Origin of the sequence: Pseudoalteromonas luteoviolacea (genome assembly GCF_018100925.1) — a bacterium.
Classification (GTDB): Bacteria; Pseudomonadota; Gammaproteobacteria; order Enterobacterales; family Alteromonadaceae; genus Pseudoalteromonas; species Pseudoalteromonas obscura.
In genome coordinates this window covers 251,928-274,731 of record NZ_JAGJEH010000004.1, presented here as the reverse complement: position 1 = coordinate 274,731, position 22,804 = coordinate 251,928, and the positions used below count along the sequence as shown (strand labels likewise).

General features: G+C 41.8%; 23 protein-coding genes. 3 read left to right on the top strand and 20 right to left on the bottom strand.

The window, feature by feature from the left end; all coding sequences use genetic code 11:
* From J8M00_RS10250 to J8M00_RS10210, 9 genes are read right to left on the bottom strand one after another with little or no spacing between them, the layout of a single operon-like run.
* Complete coding sequence (locus J8M00_RS10250; RefSeq protein WP_211010157.1) at positions 1-1,074, bottom strand: protein-glutamate methylesterase/protein-glutamine glutaminase; 1,074 nt, start codon at positions 1,072-1,074, stop codon at positions 1-3.
* Entirely contained in the window at positions 1,071-1,874 is an 804-nt protein-coding gene (locus J8M00_RS10245) for a CheR family methyltransferase (protein WP_211010156.1), read from the bottom strand. Before J8M00_RS10245 ends, J8M00_RS10250 begins: the two co-directional genes overlap by 4 nt.
* Before the next feature lie 9 nt (positions 1,875-1,883).
* Positions 1,884-2,429 carry a chemotaxis protein CheW gene (locus tag J8M00_RS10240; protein WP_211010155.1) on the bottom strand — a complete coding sequence of 182 codons (546 nt, stop codon included), beginning with the start codon at positions 2,427-2,429 and terminating at the stop codon, positions 1,884-1,886.
* Positions 2,422-3,012 (bottom strand): chemotaxis protein CheW, encoded by a 591-nt coding sequence (locus tag J8M00_RS10235; RefSeq protein WP_211010154.1) that lies wholly within the window; start codon positions 3,010-3,012, stop codon positions 2,422-2,424. Before J8M00_RS10235 ends, J8M00_RS10240 begins: the two co-directional genes overlap by 8 nt.
* Positions 3,013-3,017: 5 nt before the next feature.
* On the bottom strand, positions 3,018-5,000 hold the full coding sequence (locus tag J8M00_RS10230; protein ID WP_023401665.1) for a methyl-accepting chemotaxis protein: 1,983 nt from the start codon (positions 4,998-5,000) through the stop codon (positions 3,018-3,020).
* 19 nt (positions 5,001-5,019) lie between these two features.
* Positions 5,020-7,134, bottom strand: a complete 2,115-nt coding sequence (locus tag J8M00_RS10225) for a chemotaxis protein CheA (protein WP_211010153.1) — start codon at positions 7,132-7,134, stop codon at positions 5,020-5,022.
* A 9-nt stretch (positions 7,135-7,143) separates the two neighbouring features.
* Positions 7,144-7,419: an STAS domain-containing protein gene (locus tag J8M00_RS10220; protein WP_211010152.1), complete on the bottom strand. Its 276-nt coding sequence runs from the start codon at positions 7,417-7,419 to the stop codon at positions 7,144-7,146.
* 9 nt (positions 7,420-7,428) lie between these two features.
* Positions 7,429-7,797 carry a response regulator gene (locus J8M00_RS10215; protein ID WP_039608997.1) on the bottom strand — a complete coding sequence of 123 codons (369 nt, stop codon included), beginning with the start codon at positions 7,795-7,797 and terminating at the stop codon, positions 7,429-7,431.
* A gap of 7 nt (positions 7,798-7,804) precedes the next feature.
* Positions 7,805-8,941 carry a methyl-accepting chemotaxis protein gene (locus tag J8M00_RS10210; RefSeq protein WP_211010151.1) on the bottom strand — a complete coding sequence of 379 codons (1,137 nt, stop codon included), beginning with the start codon at positions 8,939-8,941 and terminating at the stop codon, positions 7,805-7,807.
* 168 nt (positions 8,942-9,109) lie between these two features.
* Between J8M00_RS10210 and J8M00_RS10205 the strand changes: the two genes are divergently transcribed.
* Positions 9,110-9,523, top strand: coding sequence for a DUF4826 family protein (locus J8M00_RS10205; protein WP_211010150.1), 414 nt, complete (start codon positions 9,110-9,112; stop codon positions 9,521-9,523).
* On the opposite strand, the gene J8M00_RS10200 is transcribed toward J8M00_RS10205, so the two are convergent.
* The 8 genes from J8M00_RS10200 to cspD all read right to left on the bottom strand — a co-directional run bounded on the left by J8M00_RS10200 (position 9,507) and on the right by cspD (position 18,077).
* Positions 9,507-9,965: a GNAT family N-acetyltransferase gene (locus tag J8M00_RS10200; protein WP_211010149.1), complete on the bottom strand. Its 459-nt coding sequence runs from the start codon at positions 9,963-9,965 to the stop codon at positions 9,507-9,509. The two genes, J8M00_RS10205 and J8M00_RS10200, sit on opposite strands and share 17 nt — an antisense overlap.
* A 126-nt stretch (positions 9,966-10,091) precedes the next feature.
* Complete coding sequence (locus J8M00_RS10195) at positions 10,092-11,246, bottom strand: cupin domain-containing protein (protein WP_211010148.1); 1,155 nt, start codon at positions 11,244-11,246, stop codon at positions 10,092-10,094.
* Between the two features lie 75 nt (positions 11,247-11,321).
* On the bottom strand, positions 11,322-12,692 hold the full coding sequence (gene purB / locus J8M00_RS10190) for an adenylosuccinate lyase (protein ID WP_023401673.1): 1,371 nt from the start codon (positions 12,690-12,692) through the stop codon (positions 11,322-11,324).
* 36 nt (positions 12,693-12,728) lie between these two features.
* Complete coding sequence (gene hflD, locus J8M00_RS10185) at positions 12,729-13,331, bottom strand: high frequency lysogenization protein HflD (protein WP_023401674.1); 603 nt, start codon at positions 13,329-13,331, stop codon at positions 12,729-12,731.
* A complete protein-coding gene (gene mnmA / locus J8M00_RS10180) occupies positions 13,331-14,431 on the bottom strand; it encodes a tRNA 2-thiouridine(34) synthase MnmA (RefSeq protein WP_023401675.1) in 1,101 nt (366 codons plus the stop codon). Before mnmA ends, hflD begins: the two co-directional genes overlap by 1 nt.
* Positions 14,432-14,510: 79 nt before the next feature.
* Positions 14,511-15,167 carry an rRNA large subunit pseudouridine synthase E gene (locus tag J8M00_RS10175; RefSeq protein ID WP_211010147.1) on the bottom strand — a complete coding sequence of 219 codons (657 nt, stop codon included), beginning with the start codon at positions 15,165-15,167 and terminating at the stop codon, positions 14,511-14,513.
* 116 nt (positions 15,168-15,283) lie between these two features.
* Positions 15,284-17,506, bottom strand: coding sequence for an NADP-dependent isocitrate dehydrogenase (locus J8M00_RS10170; RefSeq protein ID WP_211010146.1), 2,223 nt, complete (start codon positions 17,504-17,506; stop codon positions 15,284-15,286).
* Positions 17,507-17,858: 352 nt separating this feature from the next.
* Positions 17,859-18,077 carry a cold shock domain-containing protein CspD gene (gene cspD / locus J8M00_RS10165; RefSeq protein ID WP_023401678.1) on the bottom strand — a complete coding sequence of 73 codons (219 nt, stop codon included), beginning with the start codon at positions 18,075-18,077 and terminating at the stop codon, positions 17,859-17,861.
* Positions 18,078-18,278: 201 nt separating this feature from the next.
* On the opposite strand from cspD, the gene clpS reads away from it, so the two are divergent.
* Both clpS and clpA read left to right on the top strand, forming a co-directional pair.
* Positions 18,279-18,596 carry an ATP-dependent Clp protease adapter ClpS gene (gene clpS / locus J8M00_RS10160; RefSeq protein ID WP_023401679.1) on the top strand — a complete coding sequence of 106 codons (318 nt, stop codon included), beginning with the start codon at positions 18,279-18,281 and terminating at the stop codon, positions 18,594-18,596.
* 28 nt (positions 18,597-18,624) lie between these two features.
* Positions 18,625-20,889: an ATP-dependent Clp protease ATP-binding subunit ClpA gene (clpA, locus tag J8M00_RS10155; protein WP_211010145.1), complete on the top strand. Its 2,265-nt coding sequence runs from the start codon at positions 18,625-18,627 to the stop codon at positions 20,887-20,889.
* Positions 20,890-21,036: 147 nt separating this feature from the next.
* Here clpA and infA read toward each other — a convergent pair whose 3' ends face one another.
* The 3 genes from infA to aat all read right to left on the bottom strand — a co-directional run bounded on the left by infA (position 21,037) and on the right by aat (position 22,758).
* Positions 21,037-21,255 (bottom strand): translation initiation factor IF-1, encoded by a 219-nt coding sequence (gene infA / locus J8M00_RS10150; protein ID WP_023401681.1) that lies wholly within the window; start codon positions 21,253-21,255, stop codon positions 21,037-21,039.
* Positions 21,256-21,344: 89 nt separating this feature from the next.
* The gene (locus J8M00_RS10145; protein WP_211010144.1) at positions 21,345-22,049 is read right to left on the bottom strand and encodes an arginyltransferase; all 705 of its coding nucleotides are present in this window, start codon (positions 22,047-22,049) and stop codon (positions 21,345-21,347) included.
* Positions 22,042-22,758 carry a leucyl/phenylalanyl-tRNA--protein transferase gene (aat, locus tag J8M00_RS10140; protein WP_211010143.1) on the bottom strand — a complete coding sequence of 239 codons (717 nt, stop codon included), beginning with the start codon at positions 22,756-22,758 and terminating at the stop codon, positions 22,042-22,044. Before aat ends, J8M00_RS10145 begins: the two co-directional genes overlap by 8 nt.
* Between the last annotated feature and the right edge of the window lie 46 nt (positions 22,759-22,804).

Below are 22,804 nucleotides of genomic sequence, written 5' to 3'. Positions count from 1 at the left end.
CTAGCACCTTAACACTTTTAAAATTTGATACGGGATATTGCTTAGTGAAAAGACTTTATCAACGGCGCCTCGTGCAATGGCTTCTTTTGGCATACCAAACACAACGCAGCTTGCCTCACTTTCAGCAAAGTTTATTGCGCCAGCATTTTTCATGTCTAGCATGCCAGATGCACCATCATCGCCCATGCCTGTTAGTATTACGCCAATTGCGTTTCGCCCGACTGACTGGGCGACTGACCTGAATAAAACATCCACTGAAGGCCTGTGCCTGCTTACCAAAGGACCATCACGTACTTCTAAATAGTAGTCGCTACCTTGACGTTTTACCAACATATGCTTACCTCCGGGCGCTATGTATACGTGACCTGTTTTTAATCTCATTGCATTTTCACCTTCAACGACTGTATGGCGAGTAACCGTGTTGAGCCGTTGTGCAAACGCATGGGTAAACTTGCTAGGCATATGCTGAACTATGACAATTGGGGGAGTATTGGGTGGCAAAAGAGACAAAAACCCTGTGAGGGCCTCAGTGCCCCCAGTTGAAGCGCCAACCGCGATGACTTTTTCTGGAGTAATAGGTGGTTTAAGCTCATTTGGCGCAGTAGGCGGCAGCATTTCATCAACGGTGTGATTATGCCGTACTGATTCTTCAGCTAAGTAACGCAGAGGTTTCACTTTCGCCTTTCCCGCCGCTTTGATCGCATCAATGATTTGTGTGATACCTTGATTATTAAGGAAATCTGACAGGCCCTGACTTGGTTTGGCGATAACATCGACAGCACCAGAAGCGAGTGCTTCCATCGCGGTTTCAGTGTGCTTTTGTGTGAGTGCCGAGCACATGATAATTGGGGTCGGCTTCTCTTGCATGATTTTCTTTAGGAAGGTGATGCCATCCATTTTTGGCATCTCAACATCAAGCAAAATGACGTCAGGCCAATTCATTTTCATTTTTCGCTCAGCTAATATCGGGTCAGGTGCTGAACCAATAAGTTTTAATTCTCTATCATGCTGTATGATTTCGCCGACGAGTTGCCGCATTACCGCAGAATCGTCAACGATGAATACGCTGATCATAACCTAACCTTTTTATAGATACAGGGTTGAATTAACTCCAGCCCTGGGCGCTTTTTTCTCAATGACTCCGAATGTCCTAAAAACAAAAGGCCACCATGATTAAGACGATGCACAATATTATCAATAATTGCTTTTTGTTTAATTTCGTCAAAATAAATTAAGACGTTGCGTAAAAAGATAATATCAAAAGAATAGTCTACCTTTCGTAAGTGCAACAAATTGTCTACATCGAATGTACAGTGGCTTTTAATTGACTTATTGACCGTAAACGTTCCCTCATTTGGTCCTATGCCCTTTAAACAATAGGCCTTTCGGTATTTTTTAGGGATTTTTTGTGCGGTAGAAACAGCAAAGCACGCTTCTTTGGCCATTTCTACCGCAGTTGGAGAAATATCAGTGCCTGTGACAGACCAGCGTCCATTGTAGAATAAGTCATCTAACACCATGGCTATTGAGTATGCTTCTTCCCCGGTCGAGGAGGCTGCACTCCAAGCTCTGATAGGCACGTTGCGACTACGCCTGTTTCTATAATATTCATACATAAACTCGAATTGAGACTGTTCACGAAAGAAGTAAGTTTCGTGTGTGGTCAGCTTGTCGATAAATATATCAAGTTCTTTGTGTCCGTTAGGACTGGTAATTAACTGGTAGTACTGGTTATGTGTTGTGCATTTTGTTGCTCTAAGCCGGGAACTCAAGCGACTTGCCATTATGTCAGCCTTAGCATTGTTCAACCGAATACCCGTGTGTTCATCGAGCACTCTGTTCAATTGATTGAACTCCAGCTGACTGATGGTCATGTATTAAAATTACCTTTGGCAATAATCAATAAAAAACTGCTCTTGTTCATGCTTTAACGTAGAGTTGATTTCATTCACATTGAGCACTTTTGCAATGTCCAATAATGTGGTGAGCTTGTTATTAATCTTTGCCATTTTCCACTCAAAATGACGAGGGATATTGGAACCAAAGGAAGGGGAAGATTCGAGCTTGTTCAGATCAATAAACTCGATGGACACCACACTATTCACTAACATACCAAGCGTCATTGACTCTTCTAATGATTGGTCAAAAAAATCGTACAACACGATACAACTATATTTGTCATAAGGGGTTACTGATTTTAGACCGAGGCGGCTTTGTAGATCTAACACTGGTATCACGCTGCCACGGACATTGATCACGCCGCGAATAACATCAGAACACATTGGGACCATAGTTGTTTCAACCAATTCAATGACTTCTTTTACAGAGTCAATAGGGATCCCAAAGTGATCATGGCCAACTTTGACAAATAAGTATCTTAGTTCACCTTTTTGCTGAATATGGGTCAGTTCTTGATGTCCATCACTCATGGTTTACCTCATTTGGTGCTTCTTCATCTAAGTTTTCTTGCGTTTCAATGTTGTCACCAGGCTCTTGAGATGTTTCGTTAAGGTCTGCGTTATTGAGATCCTCAATAAGTTTTAGTTCATCTAACGTGAGAATTTTAGATATATCTAAGATTGTCATTAGCTTATCGGGTAACTTGGCCAATCCAAGTACAAATCGGCTGTGAAATTGTCCACCAATACTTGGCACTGCATCAATGTCTGCCCCAGAAATATCAAGTACTTTGGTGACCATATCTACTTTTAAGCCTATCGTTATCTGTTGGCTATTGAACAGGCATTCAGCGATAATAATGCAGGTTCGATTGGTAATATCTTGAGATTGTTTACCAAGGCGCAAGGAGAGGTCGAAAACCGGGATAACCTCTCCGCGTAAGTTAATAGCACCAATAATAAACTCGGGTGCCATGGGGATAGGGTCAACCTCAATATATTCCATGATCTCCTTAACCAAAGAGATATTGATGGAGTAAGAGGCATGATTGAGTTCAAATGCCAAATACTTATCTTTGTCGACTAAACTACTTTGATTAGTATGATCTGTCATAACATTTACTCATCAAACGGTGTATAGCCTTCTTCTGGCATTGAACTTGATGACTTAGCTTCTTGTACAGAACGTCTCAACTTCATCATTTGCCTATCGTTACTGAGTTTGAAGTAGTTCACTGTAGAGCGAATATCACTGGTTTGGTCTTGCACCATTTTGGCGGTTGAAGCTAGTTCTTCCGATGCTGACGCATTTTGCTGCGCAATTTCATCTAATTGCGAGACAGTTCGGTTGATTTCAGCAACACTCGTGCTTTGCTCTGTTGACGCTGCGGTGATCTCTTGTACCAAATCAGCGGTTTTACCAATATTAGGCACCATTCTATCTAGCATTCCTCCGGCATGTTGCGCTATTTTCACGCTATTATCTGCCAGTGTACTGATATCTTGTGCAGCAACTTGTGAGCGCTCAGCAAGCTTTCTGACTTCATCTGCTACTACGGCAAACCCTTTACCGTGCTCGCCAGCTCTCGCCGCTTCAATAGCAGCGTTAAGTGCAAGTAAATTAGTTTTGTAGGCAATGTCTTCGATTATTCCAATTTTTTCAGCAATTTGTGTCATGGCTTTAACGGTATCCTTTACAGCGCGACCGCCATCGTTTGCTTCGCTACTTGATTGCTTGGCAATGTCATTGGTTACCTTAGAGTTTTCTGTATTCATTGAAATTGAGGAGCTCATTTGCTCTAAAGACGCGGAGGTTTCTTCTACGCTGGCTGCGAGTTGGTTCGACGTAGAGCTGAGCATTCGAGATGTTGTTCCCACTTCGTTAGTGCTGTGGGCAATAGATTCAACAGATTCTTGAATGTCTAGCAGGATATTTTGCAGACGTTCAATAAAGCCATTGAAACTGCGTGCAGTTTCTCCTATTTCGTCATTGCCAAAATCTGGAATGCGTCTTGTTAGATCTCCCTCACCTGAACGCAAGTCTTCAGCCGCTTCAGCGAGTGCGTTGATGGGAATTACGATACCCCGGATCAGAAAAGCTGCGGTGGCAGTTGCCAGCACAATGGCCACAACTAATAGGGCCCATACTAACGAAATACTTTCTCGAGCTGCGGTGACCAATGCATTGAGAGATTCATCGCCCTCTTGAATGGCCTCATTTGATATCTCTTCTAAGAGGTCTTCGATTTTGTTGAATACTTCATGTTCAAGGCGGTCAACATCCTTAGATGCCTTGATTTTATTGCGCGGATCATACATGGCAAAAATTTCTTTACCGCCATTGTATAGCTCGAGGTACATCCGCTCGACCTCACTCAGCGCTTTTATTTCTGGAGGTTTTCTTTCTAGGGGTTTGATATCAGCTAAAAAACCAGAGAATGTTCTAGCATCTTTTTCAAATGCAGAGTCTGCACCTAATGCACCACGCATATATGCATTCAGGGAGCTCATCATATCCCCTTGTTCATCAATTAACTCAAGGTAATAGCGAACACCTGGTAGGTCATCGTTAACCACTTCATTGAAGTCACCGCTACTACCTGCATCAGCCACTTCTTCTTCTTTCAATGTATCTAGAAGTTGCTCAAGTGGGATGGCAAACTCTTTGTTTAGATAGTCGTATTTATCAATTGCCTTTGCTTCTAACAAAGGGTCGAAGCGGTCGAAAATCAACTCTTGATTTTCATTTGCGTAGCGAGTAACTAATTCTTCCAGTTGTCTCAATAGAGAATTATTGACTGTTCCAAGTTGTTTCAAGTCCTCTAAATAACGAATGAACTCATTGTAATTTGAACGAAAGTCCTCACTCTCATCAGACTCGCCAGCAATATATTCCAGCACGTTACTGTTCATATCCCCCAGCTCGTCCAACATGTTTAATGCGTAGATTGTTTCAGGTATATCCACTTTACCGACGTCTACCGCAAACTCTTCAATTTCTCCATTTTTAAGCTGAACAGACATTGCTATGACTAATAACAATACCCCCATGGTAAACATCGCAAGAATAATCTTGTTGCGAATCGTAAAGTTCTTAAACATGTTAGCTCTCCGGGATTACCTAATGCTTTTTCTCTAACGCCTCATAAACTGAAATTGCAGACTTTATAAGTGCGGAAACGTCTAAAATAATGGCGACATTTCCGCTACCTAAAATGGTCGCACCGCTAATACATTTGAGTCCTTCGAACAACCTTCCTAGTGGTTTTACAACTGTTTGGAACTCGCCTTTAAGCGAGTCCACTACCAAACCAGCACGCAGCGTGCCGAACTGAACAATGACCAGAGATTCTCTGGTATGATCTATTTGTTCTTCAATACCAAATAAGGTTCTTAACCGTATAAATGGCAGAACTTCAGTTCTTAAATTGATATAACTTTTATCCTGAATATCCTGCTCAGATACCACTTCATGAAGCTCTAAACACTCGACAACGGTATCCAATGGGATAACATAGTTTTCTTTGTGGACCTCGAACATAAAACCATCGATAATAGATAAAGTAAGAGGTAAGCGAATTAAAATGGTTGAACCTTGCCCCGGTGTGCTTTCAACTTCAACACTGCCTCTTAGGCTGTCGATGTTTCGCTTCACGACATCCATTCCCACACCGCGTCCAGAGATATTGGTGATCGACTCAGCAGTTGAGAATCCCGGTTCAAAAATCAACAAGTTAATATCTTTTTCTTGAAGAGTTTGGTTTGCGGAGACTAGCCCTCTGTCGATTGCACGTTTTAAAATCTTTTCTTGATCTAGCCCTTTGCCATCATCACTCACTTCAATCACTATTGAACCTGAGTCATGATACGCTTTAAGTGTTAACTGTCCTTGCTCGGGTTTACCTTGTGCACGCCGTGTATCTGGATCTTCTATACCATGATCAATTGCATTCCTTACAATATGCATTAGTGGATCACTGACTTTTTCTACAAACGTCTTATCCAGTTCGGTTTCTGCACCGACTATGGTTAATTCCACTTGCTTTCCAAGCTCGTCCGCAATATCTCGTACAACACGTTTAAACTTATTAAACGTTTCACCAATTTGCACCATTCTGAGTTTTAATGAGCTATCTCTAATGTTTTCGACAAGCCGTTCTAGAAGCGCCATTGCTTCGATTAGGGTTTCGTTGCCTGTTTCATGAGCAAGCAAGTTGGTTCTAGCGCCAGTTATGACCATCTCCCCAACTTGATCTATGAGCCTGTCTAGTTTCAGCGCCTCAACCCGGAGTGTCTTACTTTTATGAAGCTTTGATGTATTTACAGTTGGTGCAGCGCCTGATTGTTCAAGGGTTTGTTCGGGTGGAGGTGTTTTTTCTTTTTGATTTAGCAATTGCATTATGTCAGCAAAAGCAGGGTCTGCTTCTTTGAGAGAGTGGGTTACAAAGTCAATGTCTTGATATTTTTGAATACTGGCTTTGAGGATCTCTGTGTCGCCTTGAGGCGGTAAAATGGCGATATAAGCTTCACTGCGAATAAATTCAAAAATGTCAATGATGTCATTTTCCGTTTTGTCTGTATTGAACGATATTATAAACGACAAGTAATTGGACTCAGGGTCAAATTGTTGTGGTCCAAACATTGAATCAAACCATGTACTGACTTTGAGATCATCTGTTTCTGAATTCAAATAGTGAATGAACGAGTAGGGGTCCAATCCATTCCTGAGCACATTTTCATTTGGCACAAAAAATAGTACCCAGCGCTCGTTATCAAGTTGGTTTCCCGAGGTCGTTTTTTTAAAAACTTCATCTTGGGCTTCATCGGCATCTGCTTCAATGTATTTAGAGAAGCAAGAAACTAAATGATTTACTTTATTGAGTAGGTCTTGATCGGGCTCTGTTTCAGCAGCGGCGAGTGTGATGAGTGTTTCTGTTGCATCTCTGGTTTCTAGATAGAGTGAAATTAAGTCTTTGCCCAATTGCAGTTCACCATTTCTGGCACTTTCCAATAACGTTTCTGCGATATGGGTCAGTGTAACGACATGCACAAAATCAAAAATGCCTGCGCTGCCTTTGATTGTATGAATGGCTCTGAACAGTGCGTTGATAATTTCGCTCGCATGTTCTTCAGAGGTTTCAGACTCCAAGTCTAGAAGGCCATTCTCCATCTCTTGCAACAGTTCTTTTGATTCAGTGACAAATGTTGCTATAGCCGAAGACAAATCAATAGACATGACTACCCCTTAGTCATTTGGGGGCGTGGACATGCCAACACCCAGTTTTTGACAGCGCGCTTCGATGACGTCATTGGTGGAGATAGTATCAATTTTTAAACCTATCTTTTGGCTGTGATAAACAACCCAAATTATGAGTTGCAGGCCCGCTGAATCGACTTCCGTGGTCTCACTAAAATCAAAAGAAACGCTGTCTTTTTCTGAAATATATGACTTTATTTCATTGAACGTTTGTTGAACTTCGTAAATTGTCAGCTCTGTTGGAAATTTAAAACACTCAGACATACGTATTCTCTACATCATTAAAAGTTTCGATACTGCTTGCAACATCTGTGCCGGCTTGAAGGGTTTGACCATCCAAGCTTTGGCGCCAGCTTTTTTTCCCTCTTCCATCATACTTTGCTGGTTTTCTGTAGTGAGCATAATGACAGGCGTAAACTTGTATTGCGGCAATTGCTTAGCTTGCTTTACAAATTCGATGCCGTTCATATTGGGCATGTTCACATCGCTGATTATCAAGTGTATTTTATTGCCATTTAGTTTAGTTAAAGCGTCTTTACCATCTCTGGCTTCGACAACATTAAATCCCGCCCCGGTTAGAGCAATGTTTACAACTTGTCTGAGAGAATCAGAATCGTCTACAACTAGAATGGTTTTACTCATAACGTCCTCATAAGAAAGTTAAATCATCAACTGTGTCGTCGTCACGACCTTTGGATAAGATGCTACGTTGCTCATTAGTCGCAGCAGTTTTTTTCAATTCATTACTGATCCTTTGATGATTAAATTTGGCTGTTTGGCACTCTCTGCGACTCAAAATAAATTGGTCTATTTCTTCAATCATGATATTTAAAGCGATAGTGACACTGTCTTGGATCTGATCGACTCTGTCTTGAAACTGCAAATCAACAAGGATCTGAGAGATTTTTTCTCGAATTTCTAAATTCGACGCATGTAATTCAGCTGCATGAGATTCGACGTGCTGCGACAGAGCCAGCCATTCGTCAACAACGGTATTTATCTCGGTGCGATATTTTTCAGTCAGCACTTGCTTTTTTTCAAGCTCTGAGTTCATCAAGTCCATTGAAGAGCGCATTGCATTGGCAATACTTTCTATGAGCTGGCCAATACGTACACCGGTCTCGCCACTTGAGTTGGCCAAAGAGCGCACTTCGTCGGCGACCACAGCGAAGCCTCTACCATTCTCGCCAGCACGCGCCGCCTCAATTGATGCATTTAGTGCAAGCAAATTGGTTTGCTCAGCAATTTTTGACACATCAATTGACATGGTTTGAAGTTCGTTACTTTTATCTACTAGATCCTTAATGGTCGTAGTCATCTGTGCCTGTGAGTCGTTGGTTTGTTCAATATAGGCGAGTACGCCATTTAACTTGTCTCGACTAGACTCTGAAACGTCTTGTAAACTGGCCCCACTGTCATTTGCTGTTCTATCTAGCGTAGCTGATATATTGCCAACGAGATTTGAAAACTCTCCTGACATGTTTACGACGGAGCCTTTTGTCTGTTCTCTAGCACTTGACACTTGGGCAATCAATTGTGGAATGATCACGCTGCTGAGTTGCTCTAAACAAGCGAGGTCTTCTTGTTGTTCTTGTATTATGTTGTCGTGGGGTAGGGTTGGCTCCTCTTGTTGCTCAGCCTGCTGTTGTGCGAGTGCCAACTTTTGCATAAACAAACTCGCAGCAGATAAACCCGCCATAAGCACTGAGATAGCTACTGAGTCAATAAATATTAAACCAATAACGAGTACCAATATTGGCACAATGTAAGATACAAACAAAAACATGTTACTTAATCTTCAGTTGGATTAATTTTAGCCTAGTAAAGTATGATTATTGTGCAAACTTTAATTTATGTCTGTACTTTGGCGTTTCTATGTTGCAAGTCATTAACGAAATTAATAGAGTTACAGGCAAGTTGAAGTGCGTAAGAATAAAAGTAAGCAAGGTTTATTATGTCTAAATCACAACAGCAGCAGTCACTACAATTGTGGCAAAGAGAGCAACTACAAGCTGCGCAGCGCCATTTGGCAGAAAAAGGAATTATCACCAATAAAGTCATTGAAAAAGAGTGCCGCATTTTGCCACCAGCGATTGCAGTTTGGAAGCTGCAAGACGAACAGGGCAAAGGGTATTGGGCAATAACAGGACAAGTGCCAACCGATGCTACCGGAGACAAAGCCGCGAGCAATGCGAGAGAAGCTCTGAGGTATTTTTCATATCAATGGCAGCTCAAAGCAGATGGCATTATTACGGCCGGTGTTAAAGAGAAAACACAAGTGGACTTTGCCAACTTACTGGTCAACAAAGCTCATGACATATATGCAATTTATAACAATGACAAATTGTGGGCTAGTGTAGCATCGTAAATGGTTCTGAGTTTATCATCGAAGCTGGGCACTTGAGACGTTGTCTTGGGATCCCCGCTTCCATAAAAACGCCACCCTGTTTGCTGAAGCCTGATTTTACAAAGGTGGGTACTTCTTCCAAAATACATTGCACAAAAACCTCTTTAAGACCTTTTTGCTGTGCGAGATCTGCAAGGTACCCGATTAAAGATTGATAGGCTTGTCTATTTCGGTGATCTTTAACAATTGCGATACGGCTGATTAACCCGTCACTGCACAGCCGACCTGTACCAACAGCCTGGTGGTTTTCATCGCGAATCAAGACATGATCCGCAGTTTTATCATGTTGATCGAACTCAACATGCTTTGGTAAGTGTAATTCGCACACAAACACTCTTTCACGAATTTGGCGCAGCTGTCCCTGAGTTTGTTTCCAACTCACTTTGTCGACGTGATAAATCATGATTACCTCTTAGCGAAAATCATACAACACGCCCTGACGAATAAGGGAAATATCAACCCTTATTATTATTTTAGGTGCCAAATATTGTGACACCTTGTTTGTATGGTTGGCCCTGTCAGTCAGGCATTAAGACCAAGCTTCGACATAATAAAGCCCGTCGTTTATAAGCGTAGTTAACGTTTGTTTGAATTCCAAGCTCATTAACGCTGGTTTTACCTGTTTAAACAAAAAATTTGTATTGTCAGTTAACAACTTTACCTGTTCTAGGTCATTTTGTGACAATTGATAGGTTTCACCATTGATACTCAAGAGTATATATTCACCAATGTTTTGATATATTGCTCGAACGCCACCAGCTCGCACTATTGTGTCATCTGGTTCAATTTCTGATTCTAAGTGGTCGGCAACAAGCGCATCTTCAAGAGGAGCTAAATCCATATCGTGTTTGGGCTGACTGAGATAAGTCCCTAGCCACTTACTAAACAATTCTTCATCATGGATCAGACCTAATAGCATTGCTTGTATTTTGGTTTTATCTTGTGTGGTTATTTCGCCAAGAGAAGACCTTATTGCCAGTTCTGGATCATTGTATCGCTCTATGCCTGCTTCCTCGTCAATGACATGGTCAGCAAAACTACTGATGAAATCTTTTTGATCCGGCGCTCTAAAACCGACAGAGTAATTTAACGCATTTTCAACTGCATAGCCCTCATGAGGACAACCCGGAGGAATATACAAAATATCACCAGGTTCTAAAATATGATCTATTACAGCTTCAAATTGCTCGACTTGAAGAAGGGCTTTATCTTTTGTGAACTGTTTTAAGTTAGGGTTTGGCATACCAACGCGCCAATGTCTTTTGCCTTCGCCCTGAATGATAAACACATCATACTGATCTAAATGTGGGCCTACACCACCGTTCGGTGTTGAAAAGCTCACCATCAAGTCATCGATCCGCCAGTTAGGTATAAATCTAAAAGGGACAAGTAGTTGGGCAGCTGGTGGATGCCAGTGATCAACGGCTTGCACTAATAAGGTGCTATTTGTGTCAGTTAGTTTTTCGAAGTTTTCAAATGGACCATGGTGCGCTTGCCAATTTTCGTCATGATTAGTGATTAATCGAGACTCAATGCTGTCTTCCATTGCCAATCCTGCAAGTTCTTCTGCAGACAAGGGGTCCTGAAAGTCTTTGAAACCTCCTTTAATTAACAAGGGTTTTTTTTGCCAGTACTGACTCAAAAACGCTTCTTGAGTCATGTTATTAATAGACAGCTGGTACATATTTTCTCCATAAAAAAAGCGAAAGTTACAAGCTCAATGCTGTTCCTTTCGCTTAATAAAATCTAATTGACTAGATTAGTTTAATTCGTCAATAAACGCTTCAGCACGACCGATATAGTTTGCTGGCGTCATCAACTTCATTTCCGCTTTAACTGAGTCTGGTAGGTCTAAACCATCGATAAAGTCAGCCATGATTTCTTGATTAACACGCTTACCACGTGTTAGCTCTTTTAGCTTTTCGTATGGCTTTTCGATGCCGTACTTACGCATTACTGTTTGAATCGGTTCAGCAAGCAGCTCCCAGTTGTCATCTAGTTCAGCAAGAAGACGATCTGCGTTTACTTCTAATTTGCTGATACCTTTAAGTGTCGCTTGGTATGCAATTAGCGCATAGCCCATACCAACACCAAGGTTACGTAAAACCGTTGAGTCAGTTAGGTCACGTTGCCAACGAGAAACTGGTAGTTTCTGTGCTAGATGCGCGAAAATCGCATTTGCTAGACCTAAGTTACCTTCAGAGTTTTCAAAATCGATAGGGTTAACTTTGTGCGGCATTGTAGAAGAGCCAATCTCACCTGCAATGGTCTTTTGTTTGAAGTGGTTAAGAGCAATGTAGCCCCAAACATCACGATCAAAGTCTAGTAGGATTGTATTGAAACGTGCAATTGCGTCAAATAGCTCAGCAATGTAATCATGCGGCTCAATTTGCGTTGTGAACGCATTCCAAGTTAGTCCTAGGCTAGTTACAAATGATTCTGCATGTGCATGCCAATCATACTCTGGGTAAGCACTTAGGTGAGCGTTGTAGTTACCAACAGCGCCATTGATTTTGCCTAAAAGAGCGACGTTAGCAATTTGCTCGCGCTGACGTTGTAGACGAACATAAACGTTAGCAAACTCTTTACCCATAGTTGAAGGTGAAGCAGGTTGACCGTGAGTACGAGTCATCATTGGTACTGATTTGTACTCAACTGCTTTTTCTTTGATTGCCGCAAGTAGGTTATCACAGTATGGTAGTAACACCTGATCGCGCGCTTCACTCAGCATTAAACCATGAGATAGGTTATTAATGTCTTCAGATGTACAAGCAAAGTGAATGAATTCATTTACAGCTTGTAGCTCTGCATTATCCGCTACTTTCTCTTTTAGCAAATATTCAACTGCTTTAACATCGTGGTTTGTAGTGCGCTCGATATCTTTGACACGTTGTGCATCTTCTTCACTGAAGTTTGCAACAATGCCGTCAAGTATCGCATTAGCTTCATCACTGAAAGCAGGCACTTCTTTGATTGCGTCTGCTTTTGCTAGAGCTTGTAACCAACGAACTTCAACTGTGACACGGTATTTGATAAGACCGAACTCACTAAAGATACTTCTCAGCTCTTTGGTTTTGCTACCATAGCGACCATCCACTGGAGAGATAGCGGTTAACGCTGAAAGCTCCATAATTTCTCCTAACTAATTGGTTTTTTGAACGATAATTTATATAAACTGTTGTGCAGTGGCGATAATTTTCTTTTTAGAAAAAAAGAAATGGCGGCGTTTACCACCAAGTTGTCTCCACAACACCGCACTTCTAATTCCTGCCAACAACAATGCACGTATTTTGTGTTGAATATGGCTTTGCTGAAGTAAATCTGGTTTACCAAATACTTGGATTTTAGGACCGGCAGGGCTGATAACTTGGGTATAGATATCAGCAAGTGCACCTAATACTTGTTCGTCGTATACATTAAAATGTAAGGTTTGTCTTTCGACTTGTTCAATGCGTTTGGCCAGCTCTGAAAATACAGCGCTATTTGCAGACAAAGCGCGTTCAAGCTGTAACAAGCTACCGACGTATTTTACGATTTCAACGTCTTTTTCACCTTCGCTGGATAATTGCGCTACCAAAGCTTGATAGCCACCTTTTAAAGCGAAGTGGTCGTCATAGACGTCCTCTGGGTTTTGAGGTGACGTATTAAGAATGCTTTGCAAAAATGTATGGACTTCGTTTTCGTTAAAAGTGCCATAACGAGCGCATTTTTGAACAAGCTTAGCTATCTGACATATAGCAGCTAATGGAATAACGGCTTTTGGTTGCATTATTTGATCACCGACTCGATGATACCGCCGCCAAGACAGGCATCATCTAAATAAAATACCGCTGATTGACCCGGTGTAACTGCTTTTTGTGGCTCATCGAACAGCACTCGAGCCATGCCATCTTTACCGACCAGCAGAGTACATGGAATATCTTCTTGTCTATAGCGAGTTTTTACTGTGCAGCGAGTGGTTCCTTGTGGGCCTTCGCGGTCAACCCAGTGCAGTTGATTGGCATTGAGCCCGTTACTATACAGGCGAGGGTGGTCTTTACCTTGACCAACCACAAGGACGTTGCGCTCTACATCTTTATCGACAACATACCAAGGCTCGCCAGAGCCTTCTTTCATCCCGCCGATTAGTAGGCCTTTTCTCTGGCCGAGCGTGTGGTACATTAAGCCTTCATGCTCGCCGACTTGATTGCCTTCAGCATCTTCAATAATGCCTGGCTGAGCAGGAAGGAATTTTTGCAAGAAATCTTTAAATTTGCGCTCACCAATAAAACAGATACCCGTGCTGTCTTTTTTGTTATGAGTGATTAAACCTTGTTCTTCTGCAATGCGGCGTACTTCAGGCTTTTCAATCTCACCGACAGGGAATAGTGTTTGTGCAACGTGTTCGTGGCTTAACGTATATAAGAAATAGCTTTGATCTTTGTTGTTGTCTAAGCCTCTTAGCATTGCAAACTTACCATCACGCTCTTCACGGCGAACGTAGTGGCCAGTCGCTATATAGTCAGCTCCTAGTGCTTCTGCTGCAAATTCCAAAAAAGCTTTGAACTTGATTTCTTTGTTGCACATGATATCTGGGTTTGGTGTGCGACCTGCGCGGTATTCCTCTAAGAAATACTCAAATACATTGTCCCAGTATTCAGCCGCAAAATTGACAGTATGCAGTTCAATACCCAGTTTTTCACACACGGCTTGTGCATCTTTTAGATCTTCAGCTGCGGCACAGTATTCATCGTTATCGTCTTCTTCCCAGTTTTTCATGAACAAGCCTTCTACTTGATAGCCCTGTTCTTTTAGAAGGTAAGCTGAAACTGAAGAATCCACGCCGCCAGACATGCCGACAATGACTTTAATGTTACTGTTATCGCTCATAATATCGCTGTACATCTATATGTAATATTTGAAAGGTCGTGAGTATAGCACGCATTTGGCCGCCCTCAAAAGACACTCCCTAGACTTTATTTGGCTGTAAAACCTTATACTGCCCGTTATTTAGACCACTGAGTGTATATTTGCCAATGCTGTATCTAATCAACCGCAAGGTTGGATAGCCAATGTGCGCAGTCATGCGCCGAACTTGACGGTTTCTCCCTTCAGAAATCGTAATACTTAACCAAGTTGTGGGAATATTTTTTCGCTCTCGTATTGGCGGGTTGCGAGGCCAAATGTTAGGCTCGTCAATGACTTCGACTTTGGCGGGTTTGGTCATGCCGTCTTTTAATTCGACCCCTTTTCTCAGCATCTCGAGTGATTGCTCATCGGGCGATCCCTCTACTTGAACCCAATAGGTTTTGTCAGTGTTCTTTTTCGGCTCGGTGAGCTTGTGCTGCAACTTGCCGCAGTTAGTCAAAAGTAATAAACCTTCGCTATCGCGGTCTAGTCGACCCGCAGCATAGACTGATTTGACATCGATAAAGTCAGCTAAGGTTTTTCGGTGTTGGTCATCAGTAAATTGACATAAAACATCAAAAGGTTTGTTAAAAAGAACAACTTTGACGTCTTCAGGCTTTACCGGTGGTTTTTTGGGGTTTTTGACTTGACGTCGAGCATTACCATTGGGTTTATTTCTAGTCGACGAATAGGGGCGTTTGCTATTTTTATGTGTCATAACTCACAGAGGCCAGCATGATTGGGCGCCTATACTAGCAAAATTGAACAAATACTTCAGCTTGTAAAACGAAAAAAGGCAGCGTATTGCTGCCTTTCTAATTGAGTTTATTTAACTTAAGCGATTAGGTTTAATGCATCGTTAAATAATTTACTTGGACGCATAGCTGCAAACGCTTTTTCATCGTTTGGCTGGAAGTAGCCTTCTACATCCATTGCTTGGCCTTGAACGTCATTTAGTTCAGCCACGATAGCAGCTTCATTCTCGGTAAGTTGTTTTGCAACTGCTTCGAATTTAGCTTTAAGCTCAGCGTCAGTACCTTGGGCTGCAAGCTCTTGTGCCCAGTAAAGAGAAAGATAGAAGTGGCTACCACGGTTATCCAGCTCATTTACTTTACGAGAAGGTGATTTGTTCTCATCAAGGAATTTACCTGTTGCCGCGTCTAGTGTATCAGCAAGTACTTGCGCTTTAGGATTGTTAGTTACTTGGCTTAGGTGCTCTAAAGAAGCAGCTAGTGCAAGGAATTCACCTAAAGAATCCCAGCGTAAGTGGTTTTCTTTTTCGAACTGTTGAACGTGCTTAGGCGCTGAACCACCAGCACCAGTTTCGAATAAGCCACCGCCGTTCATTAGTGGAACGATAGATAGCATTTTCGCACTTGTACCAAGCTCTAAAATTGGGAATAAGTCAGTTAGGTAGTCACGTAATACGTTACCAGTTACTGAAATTGTGTCTTGGCTGTCTTTCATACGCGCAAGTGAGAACTCAGTCGCTTCAACAGGCGCAAGAATGCGGATATCAAGACCGTCTGTGTCGTGCTCTGGTAAATATGCATTTACTTTTTTGATAAGCTCAGCGTCGTGTGCACGCGCTTCGTTTAACCAGAAAACAGCAGGTGTGTTAGATGCACGTGAACGGTTAACAGCTAGCTTAACCCAATCTTTGATTGGTGCGTCTTTAACCTGACACATACGCCAGATATCGCCTTGCTCAACATCGTGTTGAAGTAGTACGTTACCTGCTTGGTCAACCACACGGATAACACCATTTGAAGGTGCTTCAAATGTTTTGTCGTGTGAACCGTATTCTTCTGCTTTTTGAGCCATAAGGCCAACGTTAGGGATTGTACCCATAGTACGAGGATCAAAAGCACCATTTTCTTTACAGAAATCGATAGTTGCTTGGTAAACACCAGAGTAACAACGATCTGGGATCACAAAGCTTGTGTCTTGTTGCTTACCTTCAGCGTTCCACATCTGGCCGCTTGTACGGATAGCCGCTGGCATAGATGCGTCGATGATAACGTCACTTGGTACGTGTAGGTTAGTGATACCACGATCAGAGTCAACCATTGCAATGCTTGGGCGAACGTCGTATACAGCAGCTAGATCAGCTTCGATTTCTGCGCGTTTTGCATCATCTAAGTTAGCAAGTTTGTTGTAAACGTCACCAATACCGTTATTTACGTCAACACCTAATTGCTCGAAAGTTTCGCCATGCTTTTCGAAAACTTCTTTGTAGAATACTTTTACAGCGTGACCAAAGATGATTGGGTCAGAAACCTTCATCATAGTTGCTTTCATGTGAAGAGAGAAAAGTACGCCTTTTTCTTTAGCGGCTTCTACCTCAGCTTCAAGGAAGCTGCGAAGTGCGCTAACACTCATGCGAGAAGCGTCGATGATCTCGCCAGCTAGTAGCGGCGTGCTTTGCTTCAATACATTAACAGTACCGTCTGCTGCAACGTGCTCAATACGTACATCAGTTGCCTCTGCTACTGTTGTAGATTGCTCTGAACCGAAGAAATCACCTTCGCTCATGCTTGCTACATAAGACTGAGAGTCCGCAGACCAAGCGCCCATTGAATGTGGGTTTTTCTGTGCGTATGCTTTAACAGAACCAGGAGCACGACGGTCTGAGTTCCCCTCACGTAGTACTGGGTTTACAGCGCTACCTTTGATTTTGTCGTAAGTTGCTTTGATAGCAGCTTCTTTGTCGTCTTTTGGCTCTTCAGGGTAATCTGGAAGTGCGTAGCCTTTCTCTTGTAGCTCTTTAATGGTTGCTTTAAGTTGAGGGATTGAAGCACTGATATTAGGTAATTTGATGATATTTGCTTCTGGCGTCTTAGCAAGTTCGCCTAGCTCAGACAGGGCGTCTGCGATTCTTTGTTCTTCAGTAAGAAACTCAGGGAAATTAGCGATCACACGACCAGCTAAAGAGATATCTCTTGTTTCTACTTCAACACCAGCTGCTTTTGTGTAAGCTTGGATCACAGGCAGCAAAGAATAAGTTGCTAAAGCTGGTGCTTCATCGGTTTTTGTATAAATAATTTTTGATGTCATCATCATTCCTAGATAGTTTTGGGTCAATTAGACCGTTCAACAATAAGCAAGATCTTGCTAACTTTTGTTACCCAACGCTATTTTGACGATTGAGTGACAAAAAAATTAGCTTTAAATAAAAAGCTTAATCTCTTTGTAATTAGCAAGTTTGTTAGTTATTCCTACTGAAGTTAGGGAATAGAAATAACTAACAGACCTGGACATCGGCAGGGATTGTACCAATCTAATCGTAATGCTGCTAATGCAATTTACTTAAGATATAGAAAAATATGTTACAAGGGGGGATTTATAGTGAGAAAAAAGAGATGAAGCGAGCAACTTGCGTAGCTCGCTTTTAGAGCCTTGAGAATTGCTATGCCATTTCACCAACTTTCGGTGCAATATTAGTAGCATGTAAGCCCTTAGGCCCTTCCTGTAGCTCGAATGTTACATCTTGACCAGCTTTAAGCGTCTTGTATCCATCCATTACAATCGTCGAGTAATGTGCAAAGATATCTTCGTCACTGCCGTCTTCTACGATGAAACCAAACCCTTTGGCGTTGTTAAACCATTTGACTTTTCCGCAAGCCATACTTCTACATCCTTCTATAAGTTGACTAATTAAGTTAATCTAACCTTTGAAATTTGCTAAGCTGTCCATAACATGAACAACTAGGACTAGAATGTAGTTTAAATAACCATACAGTCAAGTTTTTTAGTGCAGTTTTTTAACATTTTATTTATTTTTTAATTCAAGTTTGCTTGAGTATATAAGACAAGACTATATTTAATTATGAGTGGGATAAAAGATTCAGGTGTGTTGGAAGAGGTCAAAGACCTAGAGAAGCAAAAACTTCAACCACCGAAAAAGTACAAAGTAATTTTAAACAATGATGATTACACGCCGATGGATTTCGTCATCGAAGTGTTAATGACTTTTTTCAACATGGATAGCGAAAGAGCAACTGAAGTGATGTTGAAAGTACATCACGAGGGAAAAGCGGTATGTGGAATGTATCCTGCAGACATAGCCCATACAAAGGCTGAGCAGGTGAACAGATACGCTCGCGATCATGAGCATCCGCTCCTGTGTAGCTGTGAGCAAGAATGACCTTATTTATTCTCGTTGGGGGTTGCCAATGCTAAATAAAGATTTAGAAATTACACTTAACACCGCGTTTCGTGAAGCTCGTACACGTCGTCATGAATTTATGACGGTGGAGCATTTATTACTTGCCCTAATCGATAATCCTTCGGCAAGTGAAGCGCTTAATGCCTGTAGCGTAGATACTGACAACCTTAAAAGGGAGCTGTCAGAGTTTATTGATGAAACAACGCCAATCATTCCTGAGTTAGAGGAAGACCGGGAGACTCAACCAACGCTTGGATTTCAGCGTGTATTACAAAGAGCAGTGTTTCATGTGCAGTCTTCAGGTAGAAACGAAGTAACTGGCGTCAATGTTTTGGTAGCTATTTTCTCAGAGCAAGAGAGCCAAGCTGTATATTTACTCAAAAAAGCAGATGTCAGTCGATTAGACATCGTTAATTTTATTAGTCACGGTATTTCAAAATCGGACGATGATCCTGAGCCAGAAGAGCATGAGGATATCAACGAAGAAGGAGCGGAAGTACAAAGCGACGAAAAAACCAAGCTTGAAAACTTTACTGCAAATCTTAATGTGCTGGCAAAAGCTGGGCAAATAGATCCTTTGGTTGGTCGCGACCAAGAAGTTGAAAGAACCATCCAAGTGTTATGTCGCCGTAAGAAAAACAACCCATTACTTGTTGGAGAGGCTGGGGTAGGTAAAACTGCCATTGCTGAAGGGTTGGCTTATCGTATTGTGAATGACCAAGTACCTGAAGTCATTGAAGATGCGGTCGTTTACTCTCTTGATATGGGCGCATTGCTCGCTGGTACAAAATACCGTGGGGATTTTGAAAAGCGTTTTAAAGCACTTTTAAAAGAACTGCAAGCCAAACCAAACGCAATTTTATTTATTGACGAAATTCATACAATTATCGGTGCAGGTGCTGCATCTGGCGGGGTAATGGATGCGTCGAATTTAATTAAACCACTGCTTTCTAGTGGTAAGCTGCGCTGTTTGGGCTCAACAACTTATTCAGAGTTTAAGAACATTTTTGAGAAGGATAGAGCGCTAGTTCGTCGCTTCCAAAAAATTGACGTAGTTGAGCCTAGTGTTGCTGACACAGCCAAGATTTTATACGGCTTGAAAGAACGTTACGAAGAACATCACGGTATTCGCTACACCCAAAAAGCGTTGAAAGCCGCAGCTGAACTGAGCGCAAAATATATCAATGAGCGCCACTTACCTGACAAGGCGATAGACGTGATTGATGAAGCGGGTGCAAATCAACGACTATTACCTATGTCTAGGCGTAAAAAGACCATTGGTGTTGCTGATATTGAGCAAATTGTTTCAAAAATTGCACGTATTCCACAGCAAAATGTGTCATCAAGTGATAAAGAAGTACTTAAAAACCTTGATAGAAACCTGAAAATGCTTGTGTTTGGCCAAGATGAGTCTATTGATGCGCTTACATCGGCTATTCGTTTATCACGCTCCGGCCTTGCAAACGAAGAAAAGCCAATTGGGTCTTTCTTATTTGCTGGTCCGACGGGTGTTGGTAAAACGGAAGTGACTAAGCAGCTCGCCAAATGTATGGGCATAGAGTTTATACGTTTTGATATGTCTGAATACTCAGAGCGACACGCTGTGAGCCGCTTAATCGGCGCACCTCCTGGCTATGTTGGTTTTGAGCAGGGCGGTTTGTTGACTGATTCTGTCATTAAGCACCCTCATGCTGTTGTATTGTTAGATGAGATTGAAAAAGCCCACCCTGATATATACAACATACTTCTACAAGTAATGGATCATGGCACGCTGACAGACAACAATGGTCGTAAAGCCGATTTCCGAAACGTGATTTTTGTTATGACGACAAATGCGGGTGTTCAAGAGACGGTGAGAAAGTCGATTGGATTCCAGCAGCAAGATCACTCGCATGATGCAATGATTGAAATCAATAAGGTATTTACTCCTGAATTTAGAAATAGATTGGACAATATCATTTGGTTTAACCATCTTGAAAAAGAAGTTATTTTGCAAGTTGTTGATAAGTTTATTGTTGAGCTGCAAGCTCAATTAGATAAAAAGTCTGTTAACTTAGAGCTTACTAACGAAGCGAGAGATTGGATAGCTGACATTGGCTACGACAAAGCGATGGGCGCACGTCCGATGGCACGAGTTATTCAAGACAATCTTAAAAAGCCGTTGGCAAATGAAATTCTGTTTGGCTCTTTAATTGACGGCGGTAGCGTTAAAGTGACTGTGAAAGGCAATGCGTTGGAGTTTGATTTTGAGCAGGAGTTAGTTTCTGCATAATATTAGCTAACTAGCAACGTATGAGGACCGGCTGGCGGAGCTGGCTGGTTCTAAAGGTAGTACACAAGCAAAAAACCTAGCCAATTGGCTAGGTTTTTTGCTACATACGTCTTATAGCATCAAACAGATGCTGGCGAGACGGTAGAATTAACGTGCACGGAAAACGATGCGTCCCTTACTTAAGTCGTAAGGAGTTAACTCTACAGTGACTTTGTCACCTGTTAAAATACGGATGTAGTTTTTGCGCATCTTACCAGAAATATGTGCCACAACAACGTGACCATTTTCTAATTCAACACGGAACATTGTATTTGGTAATGTTTCAAGGACCGTGCCTTGCATTTCAATAACGTCTTCTTTCGCCATTTGGAGCGTATCACCTCTATATAAGTTTATCGTTGGAGATTTTGCCCAAAAGCACACAATAAGTAAAGGTAAGAGCTTAAATTAGTAACTTAAATATTTATCCAAGTATCTTCTTTAAGCTGTTGAGCTGGCGCAAACTGCTTTTTGTAGCGCATTTTTTTACATTCGTCTATTTGATAACCTAAATATACAAAATCCTTATTTTCAGAACGCGCGAGGTTAAGCTGCGCCATTATCATGATGGTGCCTAAGCTTAAATGTTCGTAATCCGGGTCAAAAAAAGTATAGATGGCAGATAATGCATTGGGCATAGTATCGGTGACAGCGACTGCAACGAGTTTTTTCTCATGCCAAAGCTCTATAAATGAAATCGGCATCCAGCGACAAAAGAGAAAGCTTTCATATTGCAGTCTATTTGGCGGGAACATAGTGCCATCACTGTGCCTTTGATTGATGTACTTTTCATACAGCGAAAAGTAATTTTCCTTCTCTTGAAAGCTGACTTTAACTGAAAAGTTACTATCTATCTTCTTGTATTTACGCTTTTGTGATTTTGAAGGCACATATTCTTTTGCAAGTACCCTGACTGACTGACATGCACTACACATAGGGCAGTGTGGGCGATAAATTTGGTCTCCGCTACGCCTAAACCCCAGAGATAATAACGCCTCAAACCGAGGAGCCGTATAACACTCGTTATCCAAGATAACGAGCAGTTGTTCTTTTCTATCTGGCAGATAGCTGCAATCAAATTGTTGACTGAGGCCTATTTTAGAAGGAAAGTGTTCAGTCATATATTGCCCCTATGTCTTGTGGTTGCCACATGGTGCTTACAGGGTGATAGTCACTTGCTTCTTTTAGTTTAGTCAAAAATTCTTCTCTAGGAATGACTTTTGCGCCCATAGAGCTTAAGTAAGGGTTATCGAGCTGGCAATCAATAAAGTGAGCATTGTGCTTTTTAAGCCAATTCACCAACGCCCACATGGCTAACTTAGACGTGTTTGGCTGGTTGTGAAACATCGATTCGCCACAAAATACTCCAGAGACCATAATGCCATATAGCCCTCCAACAAGTTGGTTATCTATCCACACCTCTACACTGTGAGCAAACCCTTCTTTATGTGCTTGGCAATATGCTTTGAGCATATTTTTGTTGATCCATGTCCCTTCTTCATTAAGCCTTTGGTTACGACACTGTGAAATCACCTGCTCAAAGGCGTGGTTTATAGTAACCCTAGGGTTGAGTCTATTTTTGGCCTTTTTTAAGGTACGCCCGATATGAAAATCCTTTAATTCCAATATACCCCGTTCGCTAGGTGACCACCACATTATGGGTTCTCGCTCATTAAACCAAGGAAAAATACCTTGCTGGTAAGCTTTTTTTAGCCTTAACGTGTTCAGGCAGCCGCCAATGGCTAATAGGCCATCAGGTTCTTTTAATGCAAAGTGGCAAGGTGGAAATATGTAGTCAGTTGGCGATAGGTGAAACAGCTGTTGTGTCATAAGTGACTTTAGTTTTGAGTAGGAAGTTTGCTAAGACAAGTTTAGC